This is a genomic window from Ferrovibrio sp., from assembly GCF_046297895.1.
GTDB lineage: Bacteria > Pseudomonadota > Alphaproteobacteria > Ferrovibrionales > Ferrovibrionaceae > Ferrovibrio.
The window spans coordinates 219,804-246,098 of the sequence record NZ_JBKBHC010000009.1; the positions used below are offsets into that span (position 1 = coordinate 219,804).

The window sequence follows — 26,295 nt, forward strand, 5'->3', positions numbered from 1 at the left end:
TTCATTACGTCTCCCGAAGATGCTTGAGAGTGATGCTTTCGCCGCGCCCGAGGGGGGCGGCCAGCGTCCGGCCGAGCAATGAAGGCAGGTCGGCGGCCGAAAAATTGCCGGCCGGGCGGGCATATATCAGAGCTCCGGCGGTCAGAATCTCGCCGGCCGCGATATCCCTGGCGGCAATGAGGCCCTTGCGCATCGCATTGCGCAGCGGCCGTTCGCAGGCCTCGGGCTTCTTTTCGAACAGCCCCAGCGAGGCACGGATCCTGCGCGACCGCACGACCATTTCGGCGAACTCTTCCGGCGAGAACGACATGGCGTGATCGCGGAATTCCCGTCCGTGCTTCTGATCGGTGAAATGCGCTTCGATCACCGTGGCCCCCAGGGCTACGGCCGCATAGATCGCCTCCGGTTCCACCACATGGTTGGAGTATCCCGTCTGCAGGCCGAACCGCCGCTGCAGGTATGGCACGCTCAGGATATTCGCCTGTTCTATCGGGGCGGGATAGGAGGCCACGCAATGCATGATAATCACACGCTGCGCGACGGCCTCGGGACCGGCCTCGTCGCGGAACCAGCCCAAGGCGGCGTCGATCTCGTCCACCGTGGCATTGCCGGTCGAAATGATGACGGGCTTGTTGGTGGCGGCGACAGCCCTGATGGTGGGCTCGAACACCAGGTCGCCGCTGGCTACTTTTATGACTGGGCACCATTCCGCCAGGAATGGCACGACATCCTCGGTCAGGGCCGTTGAAAACAGGATGCCACCGCGTTTTTCCGCATGCCGGGCCAGGCGCCGATGCGCATCGTGACTCAGCGAGAATCGCGTCACGCGCGCCAGACGCGCAGGATCGGAGGCCGAGGCATAACGCTCCGGCGTATATGTTTGCAGCTTTACCGCATCCGCGCCGGCATCGATGGCCAGATCGATCAGCTTGAGGGCGGATTCCTCGCTGCCCTCGTGATTGACGCCGATTTCGGCGACAATGGCGACGTCCTGCTGGAGATTCCGACCAAAGAGCTGCACGTTCCGGCCCGTCTTAGTTATGTGGCACGAAAAGCTGCGGATTCTTCTCCGCCAGATCCTTGTACCAGCGGATATATTTCACGAATCCCTTTTCGAGCGGGAAGTTGGGCTGATAGCCAAGCAGCCGCTTGGCCTTCTCGATCGACAGGGTTCCGCGCTCCGGCATCAGGGCATCTCGTGGATTGTATTTCACCGTTACGCCAGGAAATTCCTGCTCGACGATGGCGATCATCTGCTTGAGCGTGCGTCCGCCGCCATAGGTGAGATTGAAAATCTCGTTCTTCGCCTCGGGCTTGGCAATCGACAGGATCAGCCCCTGCACAAGATCTTCGATATAGGTGAAGTCCAGTGCATCTGATCCGTCTCCGTTGACAGTGAGCGGAATGCCGCGCAGGGCGTTCTCGATGAAAGCCTGACCCACGCGGCGGCTGACACAGCGCTCGCCATATAGAGCCGAAGGCCGCACGATTGTATACGGCATGCCGAACACCTGATTATAGGCGATCACCAGCTTCTCGCCGCCGTATTTGAGGGCGCCGTAAATACCGATCGGCTCGCAGCGCCGGTCTTCCGTCACTGCCTCGCCATCAAAATTCCCATAGACCATGGAGGACGAGAAATAGACGAAATGGCGCCCCTCGCTGCGGCAGAAATCAAGCGCATTCTCCAGCGTGCGGAAACTGTGGTCGAAGGTGCTGAAGGGATCCTTGTTGGCGCGGTTGGCATGGGCGATCGCCGCAAGCTGGACGACGACATTGGGGTTTATGTCGCTCAGTGCGCGCGAAAGCATGTGGTAATCGCGCGCATCGACGATATGAAGCGGCACCCGCGCCTCGCGCAGCAGCGCCAGACGCTCGTCGATCAGCTTGAGATAAAGCGCCTTGTTCGAATCGCCCGACGCGTTCGAGAAAGCCCCCATATTGTTGACCTGCAGGCTGTCGATGATATGCACGTCGGCGCCCAGGCGCGTCAGTGCCAGCGCCAGGTTATGGCCGATGAAGCCGGCGCCGCCAATGAGCGCAACGCGCTTGCCCGTCAAATCGATCTTCACGGCATTTCCCCCTTCATGACCTTCTTGAGCGTTTCCGCGATATATTCGGCATCGCCCGGTTTAAGATGCGGCGCGACCGGCAGGGCGATCGAACAATCGCTCAGCCAGGCGGCGACCGGATAGGCGCCATCCGTCCAGCCATATTTCTCGCGATAATAACTCAGCCTCGGCACCGGATGCGGATAGTGCACACTGGTGCCGACGCCGGCCTCGTTCAGCCGGGCTATGATATCGGTGCGGCGCTCCAGCAGGGCGGGCGCCAGCACAGGCGACATGCAGTAATAGCTGCTGGTGAAGCGGCCGCCCGTGGATTGCAGCAGGGTGATGTCCGGCGCGTCGCGCAGCGATTCTGCCATAAAATCAAAGTTGCGTTGCCGCTCGGCCAGAAACCCATCGATCCGGCGCAGCTGCACGCTGCCGATCGCGGCATGCAGTTCGCTCATGCGGTAATTGAAACCCAGCGCAACGATGTCATAGACGCCCGGCACCTTGCGCTCGCCGTGGGCGCGATCGACGCCAAAGGCCTTGCGCAGCTTCAGGCGCGCGGCCAGGTCTGCGTCGCGGGTGATGATCATGCCGCCTTCGGCGGTGGTCATGTGCTTGACCGGATAGAAGGAAAATACGCCAACATCGCCATGCAGGCCGGCATGAACGCCATCCAGCCGCGTGCCCACGGCCAGGGCGCAATCCTCAAGCACGAACAGCTTGTGGCGGCGCGCGATCGCCATTACCGCCGGCATGTCCACCGGCATGCCCAGGTAATGCACAACCGCAATCGCCCGCGTGCGGGGCGTGATCGCGGCTTCCAGGGCTTGCAGGTCGATGTTACCGGTCCGGCGCTCGGCGTCGACGAAGACCGGCTTTGCGCCGACCAGCTCAACCGCATGGGCCGTCGCGGCATGGGTCTGCGCCGGCACTACCACCTCGTCGCCCGGCCCCAGGCCGAGCGTGAACCAGACCAGGTGCATGCCGGCTGTGCAGGACGACACCGTGATCGCGTGTGGCGCGCCGGTATAGGCGGCAAAGGCTTCCTCGAACTGCGTGGCGCGTGGCCCGTGAACCAGGATCGGCCCCGACAGAACGTCCATCACCGCCGCGCGTTCTTCATCGCCGATCTGCGGCATGCCGAAGGGGATATTGCGTTTCTCGCTCATTGCATCAGCCTCGGACGAGCAGGATTTCTTCGAACCCGTATTCCCAATGCGGCCGCTTCAGCCGCGCGATGGTCGACCTGAACATCTCCAGATCCTCCGGCGTGTCGACCGACATCTGCACGCCGCTGAGGTCGGTCTTGCATGCGAAATTCCTGATCTTGAAACGCTCGGGGTGGTTATAGAAAAACCGCGTGACATGCTCGCGATCGTCCGGATCCGATGTCTGCCCGGCGACCCGCGCCAGGGCCGCGACCGAGATCACCTCCACCGACTGTCCCTTGGGGAAAGAGCGGGGAAACACGTTGGTCACGATATCCGCGTCACCGGCATCGAATTCGGCGACGCCGCGGTCGACCAGCGCCTGGTCGAGCAGCGGACTGTCGCCGTTCACCCGCACGATGGCGGAGGCATCCGCCAGGCCGGCCGCGGCCAGCAGCCGGCCGAGTACATCCTCGAGCGCGCCGCGGAACGAACGGATGCCGAGCTGTTCGCATAATCCGATCACTGGATCGTCCTCGGGCGCCTGCGACGTCGCGACGATCATCGACTGCAGCCGCCTGGAATGCCTGAGCCTTTCCACAAGGTAAGCCAGCAGCGGTTTGCCCGCCACCTCCATGAGGATCTTGCCGGGCAGCCGCCGCGACGACATGCGCGCCTGGATCACGGCCACCGGGGTCATGATCGAAACCGTTGCGTGGGAGCGGAAGAGATATATGCAGGCGCGCGCATGGCGGCCGCCGGGCCGCCGGCAGGCAGGCCCCCATTGCCCTCTGGCCATACAGGGCTGCGCCGCAGCTTCCGCCTGTCGTTTCTCATAATGTACTGAAATCAAATGATTATTAACAAAGCATTATCCGGGCGGCAGGCCGGCGGAGAATACGGCCCGGAATACCCGATTTGACCGGAAAACCAGACGATTGCTTCGGCTCAGGCCGACAGGGCCACCGGCGAGGTCCGGGCAACGGCGAAGACCCGGCCGATACCGACCAGTACCGGCTGATCGCCGGCCAGGGCCTGCAGGCCGTCGCCGAGCCGATCCAGCCGGCCAAGCCAGCGGGTTTCCTCCGGTCGCGAGAGCGCGGCCAGCGCCACCACGGGCGTGTCAGCCGGCAATCCTTCCCCGATCAGGCGGGCGGCAAGCTCGGCGCCGGTGCGGCCGCCCATATAGACCATCAGTGTGCAATCCGGATCGGCCAGGCCGCGCCAGTCCAGATCCCGCGGCAGGCCGCCCCGCCGCGAATGGCCGGTGACGAACCGCACCGAATGCGCCGCCTCGCGATGGGTGAGCGACACGCCAAGCCGGCTGGCGGCGGCCAGGGCCGCGGTAATGCCGGGCACCACATCGACCGGGATACCCCGCTCCTGCAGGGCCGCGATCTCCTCCCCGGCTCGGCCGAACACCATCGGGTCGCCGGATTTCAGCCGTACGACCCGTTTGCCCTGGCGCGCCAGCTTGATCATCAGCGCGTTGATGTCGTCCTGCCGACAACTCGCGCGGCCGCCGCGCTTGCCCACCATCATGCGCTTGGCCTCGCGCCGGGCCAGATCGAGCACGCCATCCGACACCAGATCGTCGAACAGGATCACATCGGCCGTCTGCAGCGCGCGCATGGCCTTCAGCGTCAGCAGATCGGCATCGCCCGGCCCCGCCCCCACCAGCGTGACATGGCCGCCTGCCGCGACGGGCTGCAGGCGAAGCAGATCGGCATCGGCCGGCACCGTCGGTTCGATGAAGGCGCGCTCGGCCAGTCGCTGCCAGAAGGCCCGGCGCTGCGACGGCGCCGCGAAAGTGTCGGCCAGCGTCTTGCGGATACGCTTGGCGGCGGCGGCCCAGGCGCCCAGCGTGGCCGGCAGCAGGGTCTCGATGCGCCGGCGCACGGCCTGGGCCAGCACCGGCGCGGCGCCGTCGGTGGAGATGCCGACCACCACCGGCGAGCGGTTGACGATGGACCCGAATTGCACGTCGCCATGGCTGGGCCTGTCGATGGCGCTGCAGATCGCGCCGGCCGCCCGTGCGGCGATATGGAAGTCGGCGGCTTCCGTCTCGTCCGCCGCCTCGATCACCGCGATGACGGCACCGGCAAGATCGCCCGGCTGCCAATGGCGGCGCTGCAGGGTGATTCCATCCTGCAAGGCCAGCAGTTCCGCGCAGGGTTCGGGCGTGAAGACATCGACCCGCGCGCCGGCCGCGGCCAGCAATTCCGCCTTCCAGGCCGCCGGCATGCCACCGCCCGCCACCACGACACGCTTGCCATGCAGGTCGATGAACAATGGCAGCACGGCCAGCGGCGCGATGCGCCGCGCCGCCGCCTCAGCCGGCTTTCTGGAGTCCGATGGCATCGATGATCCTCCGGATTTCGCTGCGGCAGGAGCCGCAATTGCCACCGGCCTGGGTGGCGGCCGTCACGGCCTCCACCGTGCTGCAACCGCCGGCCGCGGCCGCGGCAATCTGACGGCTGCCGACGTCGAAGCAGGCGCAGACGATGGCGCCGCGATCGGGCTGGTCGGCGCCGGTGCGCCCGGCCAGCAGGCGCAGGCGCGCCGTGGCGGTGGCGAACGAAACGCCGAGCTGATCGGCCGCCCAGGCGCGGGACACCGCCACCGGCTGCGGCGCCACAAACAGCGCACCGGTCAGGCGGTCGTGACGGAAAGCGGCGAAGCGATGCTGGCCGGCAGCGGCATCGTGATAGGCCAGCAGGTCGATGCCATCGCCGTCGCCGAGACCGAACAGGCCGCGGGCCAGCATGATCCAGTCCGCCGGCCGTTCTGTGTCGGCCAGTTCCAGCCGCCAGCCATCGCGGGCCGGCGCCAGGGTCCAGTACCCCGTGTCTGGCAGGGCCGGCTTTGTCGCCAGCACGGCGAAGCCATACCAGGTCGCGGCATAAGGCTGCATGGAGACCGGGGTGAATTTCAGCTCCGGCTGGCCCGAGACCGGATCGGTGGCTGGATTGACCAGCACATCGACGCGCGCCCGTGCGCTGAACTGGTCGGTCCAGTGCAGCGGCGCGAAGACCGTGCCGCGCTGCTGCTCCTCGCTGACCAGGGCGCGCAGGACGGCGCTGCCGCGATGGTTCTGCACCTGCACCAGCCCGGCAGGCGCGATGCCATGCGCGGCGGCATCGGCCGGATGGATTTCCAGGAATGGTTCCGCGATATGGCCCATCAGTCGCGGCGCGCGGCCGGTGCGCGTCATGGTGTGCCACTGGTCGCGGATGCGGCCGGTATTGAGCACCATCGGATGCGCCTCGTCGGGCTGTTCAGCCGCCGCCCGCCAGGGCGTGGCGATGAAGCGGGCCTTGCGGTCCGGCGTGTAGAACTGCCCATCGGCGAAAAAGCGGCGCTCGTCGCGGCCCCCCTGCCCGGCAGGCCAGGGCCACTGAAAAGGTTCAAGTGCGTCGTATTCCCCGGCCGTGATGTCGCCCAATGCGGAAATGTCAAAATCACGACGGCCGTCATTCTCAAGACCGCTCAGCCGCGCATATTCGGCAAAGATCGCCGCCGGATTCCGGTAGGCGAAAGCCTGCGGCCAACCCATGCGCTGTCCGACCTGGGCGAAAATCCACCAGTCGGGTTTCGCCTCGCCGGGTAGCGGCAGGAAACCACGCTGGCGCGAGATGCGGCGTTCGGAATTGGTGACGGTGCCATCCTTTTCGCCCCAGGCTGCCGCCGGCAGCAGCACATGGGCATGGCGCGCCGTGTCGGTAACCTGCAGAACATCGGACACCACGACGAAGGGGCAGGCCCGCAATGCCGCCTGCACATCGTCGGCATCGGGCAGGCTGTCGACCGGATTGGTGCCGGCGATCCAGATTGCCTTCACGCGGCCGCCCTTCACGGCGCGGAACAGATCCACCGCTTTCAGGCCGGGCTTGTCGGCGATACGCGGCGCGGCCCAGAAATCCTGCACGATGCGGCGATGATCGGGATTTTCCAGCTCCATATGGCAGGCGAGCTGGTTGGCCAGGCCACCCACCTCGCGGCCGCCCATGGCATTAGGCTGGCCGGTGATCGAGAACGGCCCCATGCCGGGCCTGCCGATGCGTCCGGTGAGCAGATGGCAGTTAAGTATGGCGTTCACCTTATCGGTGCCATGGCTCGACTGGTTCACGCCCTGGGAATAGGCGGTCACCGTGCGCTCATGGCGGGCGAAAAGGTCGTAGAAGCGTTTCAGCAAGACCTGGCTCAGGCCCGTGATCATGGCGATCTCGGCCAGCGGCATCGCACGCGCCGCCGCCAATGCCTCGTTCAGGCCGCCGGTATGGCTAGCGACGAAAGCGCCATCGCTCCGGCCCTGTTCATGCAGATACGTCAGCAGACCGTTGAACAGGGCCACGTCTGAGCCGGGCCTGAGCGCCAGGTGCAGATCGGCATTGCGTGCTGTCATGGTGCGGCGCGGATCGACCACCACGATGGTCAGCTCCGGCCGCGCGGCCTTGGCCGCCATCAGGCGCTGAAACAATACGGGATGACACCAGGCCAAATTGGAACCGACCAGCACCACCAGATCGGCCAGCTCCAGGTCGGCATAGGTGCCCGGCACCGTATCGCTGCCGAAGGCACGCTTGTGCCCCGCGACCGCCGAGGCCATGCATAGCCGCGAGTTGGTGTCGATATTGCCGGAGCCGATGAAACCCTTCATCAGTTTGTTGGCAACGTAATAATCCTCGGTCAGCAGTTGGCCCGACACATAGAAGGCCACCGAGTCCGGACCATGTCGCTCGATGGTATCGGAGAAAACCCGCGCCACACGATCCAGCGCCGCATCCCAGCTCGTTGGATTGCCATCCATCATCGGATGCAGCAGCCGGCCTTCCAACCCCAGCGTCTCGTCCAGCGCGGAACCTTTCGAACAGACGCGGCCGCCATTGGCCGGATGGGATGCATCGCCCCGCACGGCAATGGCGCCATCGGCCTCGCGCCGCAGCCGCAGGCCGCAGCCCACCCCGCAATAGGGACAGGTGCTGCGGATTTCGGGTGCTGCGGCGGTCATGCCGGTCTCAGGCGGCCTGCATCGCCCGGCTAGGCCAGGCCAGCAATACGCGGCCCTGCTCCAGCCGGATGGCGATGGTGCGGGTGCAGCCCTGGTCGGCGCCCTGGGTCTCGCCGGTCGTCAGGCTGATCACCCAGTTGTGCAACGGGCAGGTGACGCTGTCGCCCTGCACGATGCCCTGCGACAGCGGGCCGCCCTTGTGCGGGCATTTGTCATCGAGTGCAAAAAGCCTGTCATCCATGGTGCGGAAGACGGCGATGTCGCCGCGCGTCGTCTTCACCACCCGGGCGCCGCGGCGGGGAATATCCTCCAGCGTGCCAATATCGACCCAGTCGCCAATCACGGTTTTGGGGGTCATGGCGTTCTCCTACTCTGCGGCCTGGGCCAGCCGCAGGTCGGCCAGCGGCTTGAATTCATGGGCGAAGGCGCCGTTGACCCGCTCGGCCCAGGGATCGACCTGCGCCACCTTCTGCGCCCGCACGAAGCGGGCGAACAGGGCGCGGCGCCGCTCGTGATCCTCGACGATCTGCTGCTTCACAGTATCGAGGCCGACGCGATGCAGCCATTTGTGGATACGATCGAGGTAATGCGCCTGCTCGCGATAAAGCTGCATCAGCGCGCCGGTATATTCCAGTACCTCTTCCTCGGTCTCCAGTTTGCACAGCAGGATGGTCTGTTTAACTTCCAGGCCGGCGGCGCCTGCAATGTGGAATTCATAGCCGGAATCGACGCAGACGATGCCGATATCCTTCACCGTCGCCTCGGCGCAGTTGCGCGGACAGCCCGAGACACCCAGCTTCACCTTGTGCGGTGTCCAACTGCCCCAGGTGAATTTTTCCAGCTTGATGCCCAGGCCGGTCGAATCCTGGGTGCCGAAGCGGCACCATTCGCTGCCGACGCAGGTTTTCACCGTGCGCAGGCCCTTGGCATAGGCATGCCCTGAGACCATGCCAGCCGCATTCAGATCGGCCCAGACGCCGGGCAGGTCTTCCTTCTTCACGCCCAGCAGGTCGATGCGCTGGCCGCCGGTCACCTTCACGGTCGGGATGTTGTATTTGTCGGCCACGTCGGCGATGGCGCGCAGCTCCTTCGCGCTGGTGACGCCACCCCACATGCGCGGCACCACCGAATAGGTGCCATCTTTCTGGATGTTGGCATGGGCGCGTTCGTTGATGAAGCGCGACTGGTTGTCATCGACATACTCGCCCGGCCATGTGGCGAGCAGGTAATAGTTCAACGCTGGCCGGCATTTGCTGCACCCGCAGGAGGTTTTCCATTCCAGTTCCTGCATCACCGCCGGTATCGACTTCAGCTCCTTCGCCACGATCAGGCGGCGGATATCGTCATGACCAAGGTCGGTGCAGCCGCAGGCGGCCTTCGATGCCTTGGGCGCATAGGAATCGCCCAGGGTCAGGCCGATCAGCTTTTCCACCAATCCGGTACAGCTGCCGCAGGAAGCCGACGCCTTGGTGACCGCACGCACGTCCTCCAGCGTGGCTAGGCCATTGGCCATGATCGCACCGGTGATCTTGCCTTTGCACACGCCGTTGCAACCGCAGATCTCTGCCTCATCCGGCAAGGCTGCAACGGCCGCCATAGGGTCCAGCGGGCTGCCTCCCGCATAGCCCTGGCCAAAAATCAGGGTTTCGCGCATCTCTGCGATATCGGCACCTTCGCGCAGCAGCTGGAAGAACCAGGCGCCATCCTCCACATCGCCATACAGAACCGTGCCGATGATGCGGTTGTCCTTCAGGACGAGTCGCTTGTAGACGCCCCGCGCGGCATCGCGCAGAACGATTTCCTCGCGATCCTTGGCTTCGGCAAAGTCGCCGGCCGAGAACAGGTTTATTCCGGTCACCTTCAGCTTGGTCGCCGTCACCGAACCGTTATAGCCGGCTGACTCGCCGACCAGGGTTTTGGCCAGCACGCCGGCCATCTCGTAGAGCGGCGCAACAAGGCCATAGGTGGCGCCGCGATGCTCGACGCATTCGCCCAGGGCGAAGATGTCGGGATCGGAGCTGCGCATCTGGTCGTCCACCACGATGCCGCGGTTGACGGCAAGCCCGGCATCTTTGCCAAGCTGTGCATTCGGCCGGATGCCGACAGCCATCACCACCAGATCGGCGGGGATGCGTGTGCCATCCTCCAGCTCCACCGCCTCTACCCGGCCATTGCCGGTGATCGCCTTCGTGTTTGCGCCCGTCAGCACTCGGATGCCGCGTTCCTCGATGGCCTTTTTCAGCAGATAGCCGGCGGCGGGATCGAGCTGCCGCTCCATCAGCGTCGGCATCAGGTGCACCACCGTCACCTGCATGCCTTGCTCGGCCAAGCCGGCCGCCGCTTCCAGGCCCAGCAGACCGCCGCCGATCACTACCGCGTTGCCGCGCGACTTGGCGGCCAGGATCATGGCGTCGACATCATCGAGGTCGCGGTAACTCAGAACACCCGGCAGGTTGTGGCCCGGCACGGGAATGATGAAGGGCACCGAGCCGGTGGCGATCACCAGCTTGTCATAGGATTCGATCAGCCCGTTATCGGTGGTGATGGTCTTGGCGGCGCGGTCGATGGCCGTGACGCGGGTTCCCTTGTGCAACGTGATGCCATGATTGATGTACCAGCCATCACCGTGAATCACGATCTGCTCGTAGGTCTTTTCGCCCGACAGCACCGGCGACAGCATGATGCGGTCGTAATTCACCCGCGGTTCGGCGTTGAAGATCGTTACGGCGTAGCGACCGGGGGCGGATTCGAACAGTTTCTCCAGCATGCGTCCGGGCGCCATGCCGTTTCCGATGATGACAAGACGTTCTTTCATGGCCTTGGACTCCGTTACGCGAAAAGCCCCTTACGCCGCCTGCACGCCGGGGGCGCGGTGGCGGGCATAGAGGAATTCCAGGATCTGCTGGCGGCAGCGCGTGTATTCCGGGTTGCTAGCCAGCGCCAGGCGGTTGCGCGGCCGGGGCAGATTGACATTGAGAACTTCGCCGATGGTGGCGGCCGGACCATTGGTCATCATCACGACGCGGTCCGACAACAGAACGGCCTCGTCCACGTCATGGGTGATCATGATCACGGTGTTCTTCAGCTTGGCATGCAAATCCATCACAGTGTCCTGCAGGGTCGCTCGGGTCAGCGCATCCAGCGCACCGAACGGCTCGTCCAGCAGCAGAACCTTGGGTTCCATCGCCAGCGCGCGGGCAATGCCGACGCGCTGCTTCATACCTCCCGAGATTTCCTGCGGCCGCTTGTCGAGCGCGTGATCCATGCCCACCAGCGCCAGGTTATGCCGGGTCCATTTGTCGCGCTCGGCGCTGGATTTCGTACGGCCATGCACCTTGTCGACGGCCAGCCGCACATTGTCGTAGACCGTCAGCCAGGGCAGCAGCGAATGGTTCTGGAACACCACGGCGCGGTCCGGGCCGGGTTCGTTGACCTCCTTGCCCTGCAGCAGCACGCCACCATGGGTGGCGCGCAGCAGGCCCGCCACGATATTGAGCAACGTGGACTTGCCGCAGCCGGAATGGCCGATCAGGGCAACGAATTCGCCGCTGGCGATCTGCAGGTGGATGTCGCGCAGGGCGATGAAGGGGCCATTGGCGCCCTTGAAGGTCATCCCGACATCTTCGAAGCTGAGATAGGCGCTCATGGGGAGGCTCCTTGGTTTAGCGGTTGGCGCTGGGGCGGCGGGTGGCGAGGCTGCCATCATTCACCGCGCGCGGTTGGGCCGGCGCGGCGGGACGGGCGGACGAGACATACGAACCGTCGAAGAACAGGTCAGCGCCCATCTCGATCGGCGCGCTGGCCTGGGCCAGCCGCCACGGCCCGGCATGCAGCCCCTCCGGCTTGCGGTCGATCAGCGGGAAGGGCCTGTCCAGCGCAGCGGCTGCCTCGCGGTAGAGATCGGTGCGATAGACCGCATCGGCCACGGCGGCGATGTCGGTGGCCGGATCGATCAGTTTCCAGCGCCGCATCTCGGTCAGATACCAGTCGGCCTGGCTGCGCCAGGGGAAGTTGGCGCTGTAGCGACTGAACACGAAGAAGTCCGGCATATGCTCGGGGCTGACATCCAGCCCGTAACGCACCACGCCGAGCATGCTGAGGCGGATCGCCTCGGCGGCTTCCGGGCCGATATAGTCCGGCCGAGCGAGAATCTCGACCCCTTCCAGGCGATTCTCCGGCCGGTCGAGCCATTCGGCGGCCTCGATCAGGGCGATCAGCATGTGCTTGTGGGTGAGCGGATTGCGCTCCACCCAGTCGCGGTTGACGCCGATCACCTTTTCCATGCGGTTGTTCCAGATCTCGTAACCCGAGATCAGGATGCGGCCGACGCCGCGCAGCACGGCCAGCGAATTCCACGGATCGCCGACGCAGAAACCGTCGATTTCCCCGGCGGCCAGCCGGTCGGTCATCTGCGGCGGCGGCACCACCACCAGGTTCACGTCGCGGTCGGGATCGATGCCGGCCGAGGCCAGCCAGTAGCGCAGCTGGATCTGGTGCGAGGAATAGTTGAACACGGTGGCGAAGGTCAGCCTGTCGCGACCAGCCTTGCGATCGGCGGCGATCAGGCGACGCAGCACGTTGCCCGCTTCCAGCCGGTCCTGCGCCAGCGCCGGCTCCGCCTCGAGCAGCCGGTTCCACAGCCCGGTCGAGATGGTGACGGCATTGCCGTTCAGATTGAGCACGAAACTCGTGATCTGCGGCTTCTTCCAGCCGCCGGCCCCCAGGGTGGCGGCGAGCGGCATCGGCGCCAGCATGTGGGCGGCATCCAGTGCGCCGAGCGCCACCTTGTCGCGCATGTTGGCCCAGGACGGCTCGCGCACCAGGGTGACATCTAGCCCATGGCGCGCGAAGAAGCCTTTTTCCTTCGCCGTTATCAGCACCGCGCTGTCGGTCAGCGCGATGAAGCCGATCCGCATCTTCGCGAGGGCCGCCGGCGTGGCGGCCCTCGCGGTTTTGGTTCTGGCTGGACGTCGTGCCATAACCGCCCCTTACTGCTGGCTGTAGCCGCCGATACGGCTGCCGATGAAGGCGATCAGGCGATCGAGCATGAAGCCGACCAGGCCCACATATACTAGCGCCAGGATGATCTCGCTGATCAGCGAGCTGTTCCAGGCATCCCAGATGAAGAAGCCGACGCCCACGCCGCCGATCAGCATCTCGGCCGCCACGATGGCCAGCCAGGACAGGCCGATGCCGATCTTCAAGCCGGTGAACATGAACGGCACCGTGGCCGGCAGCATCACCTTGAAGAAATACTCGAAGCCGTTGAGCTGCAGCACGCGGGCCACGTTACGGTAGTCCTGCGGGATGTTGCGGATGCCGACTGCCGTGTTGAGGATGATCGGCCAGACCGCGGTGATGGCGATGACGAAGATCGCGGAAGGGTCGGCATGGCGGAAGGCGGCCAGCGACAGCGGCAGCCAGGCCAGTGGCGGCACGGTGCGCAAAACCTGGAAGATCGGATCAAGGCCGCGGAAGGCCAGGGTCGACTGGCCGATCAGCACACCGAGCGCGATGCCCACGCCGGCCGCGATGGCGAAACCGATCGCCACGCGCTGCAGGCTGGAAGCCAGATGCCAGAACATGCCCTTGTTGAGGCCGCCCTTGTCGAAGAACGGATCGACGATCAGTTCCCAGGTATCGGCAACCACCGTGGATGGCGGCGGCAGCGTAGCGCCAGGCCGTCCGGAAGCGATTTCCCATATGCCCAGCAACAGGGCGATGAACAGCAGCGGTGGCAGCACGCGCGCCGCCGCGACACGCAATCCGGCGGCGATACGCGGGGCCCAGGCGGCGAGGAAGCTCTCGCCGCCCAGGTCCGCCTTGCTCAGGACATCGGTTTTCACAGCCATGGACAGCTCCTTGTCATGCGCCGACATGGTCACACGCGGGTGATGGCCAGGCTCTTCAGATAGCCGGCCGGATCAGCCGGATCGAAGACCTTGCCGTCAAAGAAGGTTTCCTTGCCGCGCGAGGTGGAGGCCGGGATATCCGCATCCTTGACGCCGATGGCCTTGGCGGCCTCGCGCCACAGGTCTTCGCGGTTGACCTGCTTGATCAGCGCCTTGGTATCGGTATCGGCCGGCAGGTAGCCCCAGCGGATGTCTTCCGTGAGGAACCACAAGTCGTGGCTCTGGAAGGGATAGGAGGCGTAGTCGCGCCAGAACTTCATCACCAGCGGGCTATCAAGGCCGACCTTGGTCGTGCGACCGTTGCCGTAGTTTATCGTACCGGTCTGGCGGTCGAGAATGTCGGCCACCGGCACCTTGAACCAGTCGCGGCCGCCGACGATCTTGCACATCTCTTCCTTGTTCTCGAGCTTGTCGCACCATTGCTGGGCTTCCAGCACGGCCATCAGCATGGCCTTCGTCGCCTTCGGGTTCTTCTCGGCCCAGTCGGCACGCACCGCCAGCGACTTTTCAGGATGGTCCTTCCACAATTCGCCGGTGGTGAGGGCGGTGTAGCCGATATCCTGGTGCACCAGCTGTGACGGCCAGGGCTCGCCGACGCAGAAGGCTTCCATGGTATTGACCTTCATGTTCGCCACCATCTGCGGCGGCGGCACGGTGATGGTGGAGACATCCTTCTCGGGATCGATGCCGTTGGCTGCCAGCCAGTAGCGGATCCACAGATCGTGCGTGCCGCCGGGGAAGGTCATGGCGCATTTGATGTCCTTGCCGGCGGCCTTGGCCTTGCGGAAGGCGTCGCCCAGTGCCCGGGCATCGGATGTCACCTTCAGATCGGCGTAGGCCTTCGACACCGAGATGGCCTGGCCATTGGTGTTGAGCCGCGCCAGCATCGCCATCGGGATCTTGGTCTTGGTGATCTTGCCCGTCGCGATCAGGTAGGGCATCGGCGTCAGGATATGCGCACCCGTGATGCCGCCGCCTGCCTCGCCCAGTTCGATGTTGTCGCGCGTGGCACCCCAGGACGCCTGCTTGTCGATCACCATGTCGGGCAGACCGTATTTGGCAAACAGCCCCTTTTCCTTGGCGATGATCAGCGGCGAGGAGTCGGTAAGCGCGATATAGCCCAGCTTGGTGCCCTTCACCTCCGGGCCCGCCGCCTGCGCGAAGGCGCCGGCGGGAAACTGCAGCCGCGCCGCGGCCATCACCGCGGCGGCTCCGGTGGCGGATTTCAGCAACTGACGACGGTTGAACACGGCCATGTCGATCCCCTTTTCCCTGCTGCCGGGGCGTTGCCCGGCGTTGCGGCCATAAAAAAAGCGCCCTGCAAGTGAGGCCCCGGAAACCGGAACCGCATTGCGGGACGCCATTGTCCATTTCACGATCGACGCTGCTGCTGGCCTGGGGAGGCTTGGGCGGAAGGCCGATCAAACCGCTGCGCCTTTGCAGCGGGCTCATGCCTAACTAAGCAGGATGCATGCCAAAGCCGTGATGCCTGATTTTCCAAGCCCCTAGCGGCCGCAGGGCGGCCATTGACCCATGTTGCGCTGCACAAAAACGAGGCAGACGCCTATTTCTTTTTGAGCAGATCGGCAAAGGCCAGCAGGTTCTCTGCCACGTCGACCAGGCGCTGTTGGCGGTCCATGGCGAGGCGGCGCAGGGCCGCATAGGCCTCGTCCTCGCTCAGGCCGCGCTCGCGCATCAACAGGCCCTTGGCGCGGTCGATGGTCTTGCGTTCGGCGAGCGTGGCCTTGGTTTTCTGCAATTCCTCGCGCAGGGCCTGGAACTCGCGGAAGCGCGCGATCGCCACATCGACGATCGGCTTCACGCGGTTCACGTTTAGGCCGTCGATGATATAGGCCGAAACCCCGGCCTGCATGGCCTGCTGGATCATCGATTCGTCGGACTGGTCCACGAACATCACCACCGGACGCGGCTGGGCGGCGTTGATTTCGCGCATGCTGTCGATGGTGTCGCGCGAGGGCGATTCCATGTCGACGATGATGACGTCGGGGCCGATCTCCTGCACCCTGCGGGCGCTCAGGTCGCGCGGCGCCAGTTGGGCGACGAGGTCGTAGCCCTGGTCGCGCAGGGCCGCCGCCAGAACGGTCGCCCGTTCGGGATCCTCATCGATCAGCAGAATACGCACGCTGGCCACGGCCCGGATCCTACATTGTCAGCCTGGTTTCCAAGCAAGATGCATACCGGTGCGGCAGGGTAACGCCGCAAGCGGCGGCCAGGGCCTTGTCCGGACAACAAAAAAGCCCGCCGGGCAGGTCGCCGGCGGGCTTTTTTTGGTTTGGTTGCGGGGAGAGGATTTGAACCTCTGACCTTCAGGTTATGAGCCAAGAGGAAAGCCATTCTCGGCACACTCCATCAACACCGCCCAACAATCAATTAATTGAAATAACGCTATTTTATCGTTGAGCCCTCCAGGCTCTTGTTGAGTGTTTTTGATTTTCAGTGTGCCAAAAATGTGCCAAAAACGGTTTGGCACATCGCCCATTTCCCCGGCTCCCGAGGCTCACATGGCAACCATCCAGAAGCGCGAAGGCAAGAAAGGCCCGTCCTATCGGGTCATGGTCCGGATGAAGGGCTTCCCCATGCAGGTGAAGACCTTCAAGCGCCTGACGGACGCCAAGCAGTGGGCGCAGGACACCGAAAGCGGCATCCGCAAGGGTGAAGTCAAGAACGTCGTCCGAACGGCGGCGACCAAGACCCTTCAGGACGTTATCGACCGCTTCCGCAAGGAAGTGTTCGTCCACCGGGCAGAGAGCACCAAGCGGGCGGAAGGCTCCTTCCTGGCCTATTGGGAGAAGGCGTTGGGGAGCTACGCCCTCGCCTACATCACCGCCGATATGGTGAGCGAGAAGATGGCGGAGCTGGCCGCTGCAGGCGACGGCCGCCGCAAGGCGGAAGAGGATGCAGAGGCGGACAAGCCGAAGGCAGCGCCCAAGCCAAAGAGCCGCAAGACCCTGAAGCACTACCGCGACACGCTGGCGGTACTGTTCAAGTACGCGATCCAATGGGGCTGGACGGCCTCAAGCCCGCTGGACGGCGTGAACCGCATCACCAAGATCAGAAACGAACGCACCCGCTACTTGAGCGACGAGGAGCGCAAGCGTTTGCTCGATGCCTGCAAGGCCAGTGACAACGAGCACCTCTACCCAGTGGTGGTGTTCGCCCTATCGACCGGCGCGCGGAAAAGCGAAATCCTCGGTCTGACGCTCGACGATCTGGACCTCACCCGCGACACGGCCATCCTGCGGGATACCAAGAACGGGGACACGCGGGCGGTGCCCGTTGTCCACCACCTCCGCGACTTGCTGGAAGATCAGGTCGAGACGGTCAACAGGTTCTATGACGAGCTGGAGCCCCCGGCCGAGACGCGTTGGCTGTTCCCGCGCCGGGACGGCCAAGAGCCGATCGACATCCGCAAGGCGTGGGAGAATGCCCGCGGCGACGCCAAGATCAACGACTTCCGCTTCCACGACCTGCGGCACTCGACGGCCAGCTACCTCGCCATGAACGGTGCCAGCCTCGTCGAAATCGCGGAAATCCTCGGCCACCGGACGCTCCAGATGGTTCGACGCTATGCCCATCTGTCCGAGAGCCACGTCAAGGGCGTGGTCAGGGAATTGAACGAAAAGATGTTCTGAGGCATATAGAGGGTTCCTGCTTCTTTTCTGGCCCCTCGAACCATGAGGTTACCATGGTTGACTACAGGGACCTGGCGACCGTGAAGCAGGTGGCGGCGGAAGCGCCGTTCATCACGGAAGCCACGCTGCGCTGGTGGATATTCCATGCGGAGACGAATGGACTGAAACCCGCGCTGCTGAAGATCGGTGGCCGGGTCTACATCGACCGCGCCGAGTTCAACAAGTGGCTGGAGAGCCAGCGCATGGCTCCCAAGCCGTTGAAGCCCGCGGCCTGACACGGCCCCTATCCTCGACCGAAGCCCCGCCGCAAGGCGGGGCTTCTTTGCTGTTACAATGACCACCCTCCGCTCCAAGCTATAACAGACTCTCCAAGGTAATGACCATATCGCCTCTTATTCAATGAACTTGGTCATAAATTATACCTCTTGAAAGATTGACATCTTGGCGCGCATTTCGGCGGCTTATTATCTGATGTATTTCCAACACTTATTTTTATGAAGGCGAGAAATTTCTAATTTAGAACGTATTATTTAGATTTCGTGTTCAGATCGGAGTTTTTTACTGCAGCTCTATTGATCATCCAACTCCCTCCGATCATGCTGAAGCCTAACCCGAGCAAAAGAGGAGCCCCAACATTTCCATGAATGAGGTTCGATGCCATCGAAGTTGAAAGCAGCATGAGACTAAACTCGCCCCCATGAGCGAGAATGATTCCAGTTCGCCATGAGGTCTGAAGCGACTCGCCGAATAGTCGGGCGACGACCAAAACGATCAGCGTCTTGCCCGCGAATATGATCGCGAGCCAGATCAGCATGACAGGCCATGCAGATGGAATGATCCAAAGTGGCAATTGCGTTCCGATGCCGACAAAGAAAATCCCGACAAACAAATCGCGGAAGGGCCTAATCTCGTTCTCGACAGCATGGCGCGCGTCACCCTCGCCGATAATCATGCCGGCCGCGAATGCGGCGAGTGCCGGAGAAAGACCGGCGGAGGCCGCGACAATCGCAGACCCTAGTGCAATGGTGAGCGCGAGGAGCTGGGCAAGTTCCGGATCGCCACGCGACGCTACCCAACGGGCAAGCACCTGCAACGGGCCACGGGCAATGAACAGAGCTGCAACAAATGCCATTGCACTGGCGACGACCGTTATCACGCCATACCCTTCGGCGGCTCCACTCATCGAATCGTGCAGAAGCAGGAATGCGACAGCTGCCAAGTCTTGAAACAGTAGCACTGCGATGGCCAGGCGCCCTTGGGCCGACCCCAAAGCGTTCAAGCTTGCCAGCACCTTGAGGCACATGGCCGTGGATGACATGGCAACGGCCCCGCCGATGAGGATGGTGGGGAGGAGCGCGAGATCGAAGATTAGACTCGCTGCCAACGACACCGTTGTCGTCGTGACTGCAACCTGCGCGGCTCCAAGACCGAAGACATGCTTCCTGAGCGTCACGAGTTTCTCGAACGAGAACTCCAGGCCAAGCGCGAACAGCAGGAGTACCACTCCGATCTCGCCAATGCTGCTCAGGGCAGCGCTCTCTGCAATCAGGCCGAGGCCGGCGGGTCCAGTGACTATACCAGCAAGAATGTAACCGACGATGCTGGGCACGCCGATCCGTGAACATATCGTCACGAGCACGAACGCGGCAAAGACCAACAAGGCCGCACTTTCGACAAATCCGGTCACGCCATGCATGTTCTTCTCCTGATGGCATGGCGCAGGGAAGGCCAATACCTCTAAACGCTAGACGTGCGAGCGCGCCCACTGCGCTATCTGAACAGCAGACATCGCACCGCTCGTCCGCGCGACTTCCTTGCCGCTCTTGAACAGGATCATGGTGGGAATGCCACGGATCCCGTAGCGGCCGGCGATCTGCTGCTCGGCTTCCGTATCCAGCTTGCCAAGGCGGAAATTCGGTTCGAGCGACCGCGCAGCCGTCTCGAACTGCGGCGTCATCATCTTGCATGGCCCGCACCACTCCGCCCAGAAATCGACCAGCAATGGCAGTTCGGCATTCGCATGACGGTCGAAGTTCGCCGCTGTAAGCGTGACGGGCCTGCCTTGAAAGAGCGGTGCGCCGCAGCGTCCGCAATTGGGATTGTCGGTCAGGCGCTCTTCCGGCACCCTGTTGGTGGAATTGCACTGCGAGCAAGCGACCGTTGGCATCCTTTATCCTTTCGTTGACGAGCCGGGCTTGGCGGCCTGCTGATGCAAGCGTTCAGCGCGTGGACATGGCGCGGCGCGCCTCGCGCTGCCGCGGCTCAGGCAGGTATTCCACGCCGCCGCCCTGGCGCCGAACCGGCTGCGGATAGAGCGTCATCAGCTCCAGTATTTCCTTGGGCATGTCCGTTCCAACGGGCAGGCCCATGTCGCGGGCCTCTTCGGCAGAGATGGGATAGTCGTGGGTCCAGGTGCCCGTCGCCAGCTTCGCCGCCAGCGCCGCCGCGCGGTCCTCGTCCATCTTGTTGGAAAGAAGGCGTTTCGCGAACGCCTCGATCTGCGCAATGGCCTTGCGACCGACATCGGCCATGATGAGGGTCTGGTCGTCGATCTCGGCGATGGGTTTCTCCTCGACGACCTTGATGAGCGAGGCAGCAGGCAACTGGCCGAGTTGCGGATCGACGGGTCCCAGCACGGAGTGTTCGCACATCACGATCTCGTCCGCGGCAAGCGCGATCAAGGTGCCGCCGGACATGGCGTAATGCGGCACGAACACGGTGACCTTGCCCTTGTGTCCCTGAATGGCGCGGGCGATCTGGGTTGCCGCCAGCACGAGGCCGCCCGGTGTGTGCAGAACGATGTCGAGCGGCACCTCATCGTCGGTCATCTGGATGGCTCGTAGGACTTCCTCAGAGTCGTTGACGTCGATATAGCGCATCAGGGGGAAGCCCAGCAGGTTCATGGTCTCCTGCCGATGGATCAGCAGGATGACGCGACTGTCGCGCTTCTTCTCGATCTGGGCGATCTTGCGTGTGCGCATCGCCTCGAGATACCGGCGCTGCAGAACCGGCTGCAGCGCCGAAACGATGAAGAACAGCCAGAATAGCTGCATTATGTCCATGGACCTTGTCCCCCTTCCCTTCGACCATCCGGCAGAAAGCCATAGATGCCCTCGTCGCGGTAATAATGGCGATAGGCGTCGGCGCGCCTTCGCAGGAGTGGCGTTACGAGCCAACCGGCGACAAACCCGCCGATATGCGCCCACCAGGCGATCCCGCCCGTGGCCTGATCGCTGCCGAGCGACAGAAAGCCGGGAATGACCTGCATGAAAAACCAGATCATCGCGAAAATGACCGCGCGCACTTCGAAGAAGAGGGGAATGAACAGAATCGGCACGATCACCACCAGCCGAGCCGCCGGAAACATGCGCGCGTAGCAACCGATCACGCCCGCGATCGCCCCCGATGCGCCAAGCGCGGGAACGACTGAGTCGGGGTTCGCCAGCGCGTGAGCCAGTCCGGCTGCCACACCACAGAACAGATAGAACAGCGTGAATCGACCCGGTCCGAGCCGATCTTCGACGGCGGGGCCGAAGATCCAGAGCGTCCACATGTTCAAGATGAGGTGCAGCCAGCCCCCGTGCAGGAAGATGTTGGTCAGGAATGGGGTCCAGTCCGACGGGGCGACGAGGCTCAGTTGCCCGAAGAAGCGCGAGGGCACCAGCGCGAACTCGAACAGAAACCGATCCAGCGCGTGCGGCGGCAGGCTGGTCTGATAGAGGAACGCGAGGACGCTCATGCCGATGACCGCCCATACGATGACGGGCGGGTAGCGGCGCGCGACGCTGTCAAGATAGGGAAACAAGCGGCAGATCCTCGCTCGCGCTAGACATTCCGTTCATTGTTCTTTCCCGGCTATCGTCACGCCCGTCCAGGCCGGGGGATCGGAGGCCGGGAAGGATTCGAGCGAGGCTTCGAGCACCGGATCGAATTCGGCCTGTTCTTGCGACGACAGGTCCACCGTGCCTTTCTCCTCGACCGCGCGCCGGAGGCGGTGATCCGTGCGACCGTGATCCACGAGGGAAGGTATGCGGAAGGCTTCCGGCGCATCGGCTCCCTTGTAGAGTCGATGCCGTACCTCGCCCCGCCAGTGGTCAGGCGTACGCCGGTGAGTCGTGTCCTCGCGCACGAGGTAGCGCCAGTCCTGCCGCTCCGCGAATGCCACGGCGCTTTCGCGGTCGGGAAACTTCAGCCGGATCGGACGATAGGGATCGTCGCTGGAGGTATATCCCATCAGCGGCTCGATGTGGGGCGGGCGCGACGGCTCGAATTCCAGTATCCAGTAGTTGGGCCGCGGCGCCGATGTCATCGCGGAACGTGCCGGCCGGTAAATGATCGCGGTCGGAACGTCCCATGATCTCATGTTGGTTCCGGGTATCTTCGGCGGAAAGGGTGGACGATTGTGACCGCGCATCATGGTGCTTCCCCTTGGTTATCCCCCAGAAAAGCGCGTCCCAGCCGGGCGCGATCCCGCAGGGGCTGTGGAATTCGCACCCTCCTCTGGTGAGCACTCTCAAAAAGCGCATGAGCGGTATCGGAAGACTGACCTGAGTCACGCAGTTTATCGCGAAGATAATTGCGAGCCGACTGGACGATCCGGGTCACGTCGTCTTCAGGAATGCCGAGAACCGAAGAGGCTTTCTCAAGCGGGGTGTCGTTCAGGTCGACAAGAAACAGGACCCTGCGCCATAGCGCCGGAAGACCGGCGATCGCTCGATGCAAGAACAGCGCGTCCTGCCGTCTAGCGACCGCCGTTTCGGGGTCGTCCACACCGTCGTCGGCGACGAGTTCCTCGAGCATCAGCACGTCGTCGGGCTGGTAGAACTCGAACATCTCCTCATCCGACTCGGTAGGCTCCTCGACCGGCGCCTCGGGTGCGGCGTCGATCGGGGCGGCGTCCTCGGGCACCGCGCGGCGCGCGGCCTGCGCCTCGGCCTCGATGGTCTCGAAGGCCAGTTGCGTCAGCCAGTCCCGGACGGAGAATTCGGTCGGCCGCCGCTCGAAGCGATCGAGCCCATTGAGGATCGCCGCATCGACGATATCGCGAACGGCAAGATAGCCCTGTGGTACCGATCCGCTGCATTCGAGATAGGTCAACTCACGCCTGACGGTGTCGTAGACCGTATCGAGGTGGTCCTTGATCAGGTCGAAGAAGAGTCGGCGCCGCTCCGCCTCCGCCGCATCCCGCGCGGGCGGCAGCGGGGCGCCGATCCGGCGCCGGCGGGCGGGACGCTTGTACTCCGGCTCGTGCTTGAGGCGCGCCACATGCCGATCGACCTGGTGGCGCAGGTCGGCAAAGGCCTTGCGCAGGACCGGCTCGATCTCGAACCCCTCTTCCTGCGCCGCGATCACGCCCGATGGCAGTTGCAGCCGCAGGCTGACCTGGATGCGCGTCTTGCCCTTCGTCTGCGAGGCGACGACCTCAAGCCGGACCAACTCAGAACGAAACCGCTTGAGATGGTTTTCAAGTTGCCGGCCCTCTTCTGCAATCACCTCCGGCGCGCGCTGCTGGCCATGTTTGTCCAGATTGCGCAATGCGGTTTGTATCTTCATTTGGGTCATTTTCTTTAGAGGGAGGCCCAGCCGGAGCTTCCGGCTGGGCAATCAACCAGTGTTAGGCGGAGGATTTTTCGTCACCAGGCGAGGTTTCTGGTGCCTTGTCGCCAGACTCCGTTGCGCCGGGCTTGCCTGTTTTCTTTGCAGGCTTGCGCTCGCGCTTCCTGCCGGATCCGTCTTCTTCCGCCTTTGCGCCCTCATCGACTTTGGTTTTCTTTGTATTCTCGAATACGACCTTTTGCTGGTCCGCTGACCAGACGACGCGAACCTTGTCACCATCCTCAATACGTCCAGAAAGCATCTCACGGGCTAGCTCGGTCTCCAGCTCCGACCGGATCAGTCGGCGCAGCTCGCGTGCGCCGAATTCAGGGCGGAAGCCCACTGCGCCGAAGTGGTCCACCACGCCCACGTCGAACTCGAGTTCGACGCCCTGGCCGAGGGCGGTCCGCTTGACCCGGTTCAGCTGCAACTCGACGATCTTGCGGATTTCCGACTGGTTCAGCGAATGGAAGACGATGATCTCGTCGATCCGGTTGATGAACTCGGGCCGAAAGTGCCCGCGCAACACCTCCATCAGCTCGGCCTTCTGCTTGCCCTCGTCGAAGTCGCTCGTGCCGCGCTTCTTTAGGTTGCGCTGGATAATGTCGGAGCCGAGGTTCGAGGTGGCGATGATGATGGTGTTCGTAAAATCCACCACACGGCCCTTGCCGTCGGTCAGCCGGCCGTCGTCGAACACCTGAAGCAGGATGTTGTAGACATCCGGGTGCGCCTTCTCGATCTCGTCGAGCAGCACGACCGAATAGGGCCGACGGCGGACTTTTTCGGTCAGCTGTCCACCCTCGTCGTATCCGACATAGCCCGGAGGCGCGCCCACCAGCCGGGCGACCGAGTGGCGCTCGCCATACTCGGACATGTCGATGCGGATGATTGCGTCCTGATCGCCAAAGATTACTTCGGCGAGCGTCTTGGCCAGTTCCGTCTTGCCAACCCCGGTGGGCCCGAGGAACAGGAAGGTCGCGGTCGGGCCGCGTCCTTCGCGCAGGCCCGCGCGCGCGAGCCGCACCGCATCGGCCACGGCGCGAATCGCTTCTTCTTGCCCGATGACCCGCTCGTGCAGTTTCTCTTCAAGCTTGAGGAGCTTGTCCTTCTCCTCGGTGGTCAGCTCCGTGACCGGAACACCGGTGATCTTGGAGACAATCTGCGCGACATGATCGGCGCGCACCTCGGCGGTCGCCGAAGCCTGGTCGCGCTTCCAGATCTCGAGAAGCTCGTCCAGCTCCTTCTGCTTCTTTTCGAGCTCCTTCTTCAGTTCCGATGCGCGATCGAATTGCTTGCGGGCGGCGGCATAATCCTGCTCTCGCTTGATCTGCGCGACTTCGGCCTCCAGCTCCTGGACGTCCACGGGGCGCGCTGTGGCGCTGATCTTCACCCGCGCCGCGGCCTGGTCGATGAGATCGATCGCCTTGTCGGGCATAAAGCGGCCGGTAATGTAGCGGTCGGAAAGCTCGGCCGCCGCGACGATGGCCTCGTCGGTGATCGTCACCTTGTGGTGCGCCTCCAGCGTGTCGCGCAGGCCGCGCAGGATCATGATGACCTGAGCTACCGTGGGCTCCTCGACATAGACCGGCTGGAACCGGCGTTCGAGCGCGGCATCCTTCTCGATATACTTCTGGTATTCGTTGAGCGTCGTCGCGCCGATCAGGTTCAACTCGCCCCGCGCCAGCGCCGGCTTGAAGGTGTTGGCGATGTCGAGGCCACCCTCGCCGCCGCCCTGGCCGGCACCGACGATGGTGTGGATCTCGTCGATGAACAGGATCAGGCTGTCCTTTTCCTCGGTGATCTCCTTGAGGATCTTCTGCACCCGCTCCTCGAACTCGCCGCGATACTTTGAGCCGGCGACCATCGAGTTTATGTTGAGCTCCACGAGCCGCTTGTCGCGCAGGGCCTCGGGCACCTCGCCCGCGACGATTCGTTGTGCGAGCCCCTCGACGATGGCGGTCTTGCCCACGCCGGGCTCGCCGATCAGCACCGGATTATTCTTTTTCCGGCGGGCCAGCACCTCGATCGTCGTCTCGATCTCGCGGGCGCGGCCGATGACGGGATCGAGCTTACCCTCGCGGGCGAGCTTCGTCAGGTCGCGGCTGAATTGATCGAGATCGGGCGTGCTGGAAGGCGCCTCCACGCGGCCTTCCTCGGCCCCCTTACCCACGACCTTGGTCACCTGCTGGCGAAGCGCCTGCGGTGTCAGTCCATACTTTCGCAGGACGGAAGCGGCCAGGCCTTCGCCTTCTTCTGCGAGGCCGATCAGTAGATGTTCGGGACCGACATAGGAATGGCCGAGTTCGTTCGAGGCGATGAAGGCCCGGTTCAGCGCGTCCTTAAGGCGCGGACTGACGCCGATTTCGCCCTCCGTCTTGGCCTCTCCACGCTTCGCTTCCTTCTCGATCTGGCGCCGCAGATCGTCCACATCGACCTTGAACTGTTCCAGGATCGTCCTTACGACGTCGGACGAGGTCAGTGCCAGAAGCAGGTGTTCGGTATCGACCTCGCTGCGTCCGAACTCTCCTGCCTTCTGTGCGGCATCCTGCAACAGCTTGTTGCCCTGTTCGCTCAGTCGATCGGCGATGTTGCGCCCGCCGCCGCGCCGCGATCCGCGTCGCGGCGCGCCCTCGCCGAAAGTGGCCTCGACGACATCGTCATCGCCGTCACCCATGGCGCCGGGCGTGCCGCCCCGCAACGGGCTGTCACCAAAGAGGCTGCCGAAACCACTATTGCCAAAGAATTCGTCAAAAAGGGAATGCCGTCCGAACAGCGCTTCCAACGGCGACGCGCTGCGGCCCGACCGGCGCACCATATCGCGGTAATGCTGGTCGCAAAGCTCCATGTTCTGAATTCTGCCGTTCACCGAGGCGCGCACGCGCGCCGTCGCCGGGCGACCGCAAATATCGCAAGCTCCGT

The 26,295-nt window shown here is 63.7% G+C and carries 23 protein-coding genes; 2 read left to right on the plus strand and 21 right to left on the minus strand.

The window, feature by feature from the left end; all coding sequences use genetic code 11:
- Nucleotides 1-4: 4 nt before the first annotated feature.
- From ACK4FK_RS16525 to ACK4FK_RS16590, 14 genes are all read right to left on the minus strand, one after another.
- Nucleotides 5-1,021: an N-acetylneuraminate synthase family protein gene (locus ACK4FK_RS16525; RefSeq protein ID WP_409746273.1), complete on the minus strand. Its 1,017-nt coding sequence runs from the start codon at nucleotides 1,019-1,021 to the stop codon at nucleotides 5-7.
- 13 nt (nucleotides 1,022-1,034) lie between these two features.
- Nucleotides 1,035-2,072, minus strand: a complete 1,038-nt coding sequence (locus ACK4FK_RS16530) for an NAD-dependent epimerase/dehydratase family protein (RefSeq protein ID WP_409746274.1) — start codon at nucleotides 2,070-2,072, stop codon at nucleotides 1,035-1,037.
- Entirely contained in the window at nucleotides 2,069-3,226 is a 1,158-nt protein-coding gene (locus tag ACK4FK_RS16535) for a DegT/DnrJ/EryC1/StrS family aminotransferase (protein WP_409746275.1), read from the minus strand. The genes ACK4FK_RS16530 and ACK4FK_RS16535 overlap by 4 nt, the downstream gene beginning before the upstream one ends.
- Nucleotides 3,227-3,230: 4 nt before the next feature.
- A complete protein-coding gene (locus ACK4FK_RS16540) occupies nucleotides 3,231-3,905 on the minus strand; it encodes a cytidylyltransferase domain-containing protein (RefSeq protein ID WP_409746276.1) in 675 nt (224 codons plus the stop codon).
- Between the two features lie 248 nt (nucleotides 3,906-4,153).
- Nucleotides 4,154-5,566 (minus strand): siroheme synthase CysG, encoded by a 1,413-nt coding sequence (gene cysG, locus ACK4FK_RS16545; RefSeq protein WP_409746277.1) that lies wholly within the window; start codon nucleotides 5,564-5,566, stop codon nucleotides 4,154-4,156.
- On the minus strand, nucleotides 5,538-8,216 hold the full coding sequence (locus ACK4FK_RS16550; RefSeq protein ID WP_409746278.1) for a molybdopterin-dependent oxidoreductase: 2,679 nt from the start codon (nucleotides 8,214-8,216) through the stop codon (nucleotides 5,538-5,540). Before ACK4FK_RS16550 ends, cysG begins: the two co-directional genes overlap by 29 nt.
- Before the next feature lie 7 nt (nucleotides 8,217-8,223).
- Nucleotides 8,224-8,574 carry a nitrite reductase small subunit NirD gene (gene nirD, locus ACK4FK_RS16555; protein WP_409746279.1) on the minus strand — a complete coding sequence of 117 codons (351 nt, stop codon included), beginning with the start codon at nucleotides 8,572-8,574 and terminating at the stop codon, nucleotides 8,224-8,226.
- Between the two features lie 9 nt (nucleotides 8,575-8,583).
- Nucleotides 8,584-11,031, minus strand: a complete 2,448-nt coding sequence (gene nirB, locus ACK4FK_RS16560; protein WP_409746280.1) for a nitrite reductase large subunit NirB — start codon at nucleotides 11,029-11,031, stop codon at nucleotides 8,584-8,586.
- A gap of 30 nt (nucleotides 11,032-11,061) precedes the next feature.
- Nucleotides 11,062-11,862, minus strand: coding sequence for an ABC transporter ATP-binding protein (locus tag ACK4FK_RS16565; protein WP_409746281.1), 801 nt, complete (start codon nucleotides 11,860-11,862; stop codon nucleotides 11,062-11,064).
- A 16-nt stretch (nucleotides 11,863-11,878) separates the two neighbouring features.
- On the minus strand, nucleotides 11,879-13,195 hold the full coding sequence (locus ACK4FK_RS16570) for a CmpA/NrtA family ABC transporter substrate-binding protein (protein ID WP_409746282.1): 1,317 nt from the start codon (nucleotides 13,193-13,195) through the stop codon (nucleotides 11,879-11,881).
- Nucleotides 13,196-13,204: 9 nt separating this feature from the next.
- Nucleotides 13,205-14,068 (minus strand): nitrate ABC transporter permease, encoded by an 864-nt coding sequence (ntrB, locus tag ACK4FK_RS16575; RefSeq protein WP_409746283.1) that lies wholly within the window; start codon nucleotides 14,066-14,068, stop codon nucleotides 13,205-13,207.
- A 29-nt stretch (nucleotides 14,069-14,097) separates the two neighbouring features.
- Nucleotides 14,098-15,384, minus strand: a complete 1,287-nt coding sequence (locus tag ACK4FK_RS16580) for a CmpA/NrtA family ABC transporter substrate-binding protein (RefSeq protein WP_409746284.1) — start codon at nucleotides 15,382-15,384, stop codon at nucleotides 14,098-14,100.
- Between the two features lie 308 nt (nucleotides 15,385-15,692).
- The gene (locus ACK4FK_RS16585; protein WP_409746285.1) at nucleotides 15,693-16,280 is read right to left on the minus strand and encodes an ANTAR domain-containing response regulator; all 588 of its coding nucleotides are present in this window, start codon (nucleotides 16,278-16,280) and stop codon (nucleotides 15,693-15,695) included.
- Between the two features lie 180 nt (nucleotides 16,281-16,460).
- Entirely contained in the window at nucleotides 16,461-16,628 is a 168-nt protein-coding gene (locus ACK4FK_RS16590) for a hypothetical protein (protein WP_409746286.1), read from the minus strand.
- A 22-nt stretch (nucleotides 16,629-16,650) separates the two neighbouring features.
- On the opposite strand from ACK4FK_RS16590, the gene ACK4FK_RS16595 reads away from it, so the two are divergent.
- Together ACK4FK_RS16595 and ACK4FK_RS16600 are read left to right on the plus strand one after the other, a co-directional pair.
- Entirely contained in the window at nucleotides 16,651-17,781 is a 1,131-nt protein-coding gene (locus ACK4FK_RS16595; RefSeq protein ID WP_409746287.1) for a tyrosine-type recombinase/integrase, read from the plus strand.
- Nucleotides 17,782-17,834: 53 nt separating this feature from the next.
- Nucleotides 17,835-18,056, plus strand: a complete 222-nt coding sequence (locus ACK4FK_RS16600; RefSeq protein WP_013651418.1) for a helix-turn-helix domain-containing protein — start codon at nucleotides 17,835-17,837, stop codon at nucleotides 18,054-18,056.
- A 251-nt stretch (nucleotides 18,057-18,307) separates the two neighbouring features.
- On the opposite strand, the gene ACK4FK_RS16605 is transcribed toward ACK4FK_RS16600, so the two are convergent.
- The 7 genes from ACK4FK_RS16605 to ACK4FK_RS16635 all read right to left on the minus strand — a co-directional run bounded on the left by ACK4FK_RS16605 (nucleotide 18,308) and on the right by ACK4FK_RS16635 (nucleotide 26,281).
- Complete coding sequence (locus tag ACK4FK_RS16605) at nucleotides 18,308-19,477, minus strand: cation:proton antiporter (RefSeq protein WP_409746288.1); 1,170 nt, start codon at nucleotides 19,475-19,477, stop codon at nucleotides 18,308-18,310.
- Nucleotides 19,478-19,525: 48 nt separating this feature from the next.
- Nucleotides 19,526-19,948, minus strand: a complete 423-nt coding sequence (gene trxC / locus ACK4FK_RS16610; RefSeq protein ID WP_409746289.1) for a thioredoxin TrxC — start codon at nucleotides 19,946-19,948, stop codon at nucleotides 19,526-19,528.
- A gap of 52 nt (nucleotides 19,949-20,000) precedes the next feature.
- Nucleotides 20,001-20,843: an SDH family Clp fold serine proteinase gene (locus tag ACK4FK_RS16615; RefSeq protein WP_409746290.1), complete on the minus strand. Its 843-nt coding sequence runs from the start codon at nucleotides 20,841-20,843 to the stop codon at nucleotides 20,001-20,003.
- On the minus strand, nucleotides 20,834-21,586 hold the full coding sequence (locus ACK4FK_RS16620; RefSeq protein WP_409746291.1) for a rhomboid family intramembrane serine protease: 753 nt from the start codon (nucleotides 21,584-21,586) through the stop codon (nucleotides 20,834-20,836). The genes ACK4FK_RS16615 and ACK4FK_RS16620 overlap by 10 nt, the downstream gene beginning before the upstream one ends.
- A gap of 33 nt (nucleotides 21,587-21,619) precedes the next feature.
- Nucleotides 21,620-22,198, minus strand: coding sequence for an NADH dehydrogenase ubiquinone Fe-S protein 4 (locus ACK4FK_RS16625; protein WP_409746292.1), 579 nt, complete (start codon nucleotides 22,196-22,198; stop codon nucleotides 21,620-21,622).
- The gene (locus ACK4FK_RS16630) at nucleotides 22,195-23,334 is read right to left on the minus strand and encodes an RNA polymerase sigma factor (protein WP_409746293.1); all 1,140 of its coding nucleotides are present in this window, start codon (nucleotides 23,332-23,334) and stop codon (nucleotides 22,195-22,197) included. Before ACK4FK_RS16630 ends, ACK4FK_RS16625 begins: the two co-directional genes overlap by 4 nt.
- Before the next feature lie 61 nt (nucleotides 23,335-23,395).
- On the minus strand, nucleotides 23,396-26,281 hold the full coding sequence (locus ACK4FK_RS16635) for an ATP-dependent Clp protease ATP-binding subunit (RefSeq protein ID WP_409746303.1): 2,886 nt from the start codon (nucleotides 26,279-26,281) through the stop codon (nucleotides 23,396-23,398).
- Nucleotides 26,282-26,295 lie beyond the last annotated feature (14 nt).

What these genes read in the sequence shown, in the direction of transcription:
- trxC (WP_409746289.1), bottom strand. Translation starts at nt 19,948, where the DNA reads ATGCCAACGGTCGCTTGCTCGCAGTGCAATTCCACCAACAGGGTGCCG.
- ntrB (WP_409746283.1), bottom strand. Translation starts at nt 14,068, where the DNA reads ATGGCTGTGAAAACCGATGTCCTGAGCAAGGCGGACCTGGGCGGCGAG.
- ACK4FK_RS16590 (WP_409746286.1), bottom strand. Translation starts at nt 16,628, where the DNA reads ATGGGCGATGTGCCAAACCGTTTTTGGCACATTTTTGGCACACTGAAA.
- ACK4FK_RS16540 (WP_409746276.1), bottom strand. Translation starts at nt 3,905, where the DNA reads ATGACCCCGGTGGCCGTGATCCAGGCGCGCATGTCGTCGCGGCGGCTG.
- ACK4FK_RS16630 (WP_409746293.1), bottom strand. Translation starts at nt 23,334, where the DNA reads ATGAAGATACAAACCGCATTGCGCAATCTGGACAAACATGGCCAGCAG.
- ACK4FK_RS16550 (WP_409746278.1), bottom strand. Translation starts at nt 8,216, where the DNA reads ATGACCGCCGCAGCACCCGAAATCCGCAGCACCTGTCCCTATTGCGGG.
- ACK4FK_RS16600 (WP_013651418.1), top strand. Translation starts at nt 17,835, where the DNA reads ATGGTTGACTACAGGGACCTGGCGACCGTGAAGCAGGTGGCGGCGGAA.
- ACK4FK_RS16535 (WP_409746275.1), bottom strand. Translation starts at nt 3,226, where the DNA reads ATGAGCGAGAAACGCAATATCCCCTTCGGCATGCCGCAGATCGGCGAT.
- ACK4FK_RS16595 (WP_409746287.1), top strand. Translation starts at nt 16,651, where the DNA reads ATGGCAACCATCCAGAAGCGCGAAGGCAAGAAAGGCCCGTCCTATCGG.
- ACK4FK_RS16625 (WP_409746292.1), bottom strand. Translation starts at nt 22,198, where the DNA reads ATGATGCGCGGTCACAATCGTCCACCCTTTCCGCCGAAGATACCCGGA.
- nirD (WP_409746279.1), bottom strand. Translation starts at nt 8,574, where the DNA reads ATGACCCCCAAAACCGTGATTGGCGACTGGGTCGATATTGGCACGCTG.
- nirB (WP_409746280.1), bottom strand. Translation starts at nt 11,031, where the DNA reads ATGAAAGAACGTCTTGTCATCATCGGAAACGGCATGGCGCCCGGACGC.
- ACK4FK_RS16570 (WP_409746282.1), bottom strand. Translation starts at nt 13,195, where the DNA reads ATGGCACGACGTCCAGCCAGAACCAAAACCGCGAGGGCCGCCACGCCG.
- cysG (WP_409746277.1), bottom strand. Translation starts at nt 5,566, where the DNA reads ATGCCATCGGACTCCAGAAAGCCGGCTGAGGCGGCGGCGCGGCGCATC.
- ACK4FK_RS16605 (WP_409746288.1), bottom strand. Translation starts at nt 19,477, where the DNA reads ATGCATGGCGTGACCGGATTTGTCGAAAGTGCGGCCTTGTTGGTCTTT.
- ACK4FK_RS16565 (WP_409746281.1), bottom strand. Translation starts at nt 11,862, where the DNA reads ATGAGCGCCTATCTCAGCTTCGAAGATGTCGGGATGACCTTCAAGGGC.
- ACK4FK_RS16615 (WP_409746290.1), bottom strand. Translation starts at nt 20,843, where the DNA reads ATGGACATAATGCAGCTATTCTGGCTGTTCTTCATCGTTTCGGCGCTG.
- ACK4FK_RS16580 (WP_409746284.1), bottom strand. Translation starts at nt 15,384, where the DNA reads ATGGCCGTGTTCAACCGTCGTCAGTTGCTGAAATCCGCCACCGGAGCC.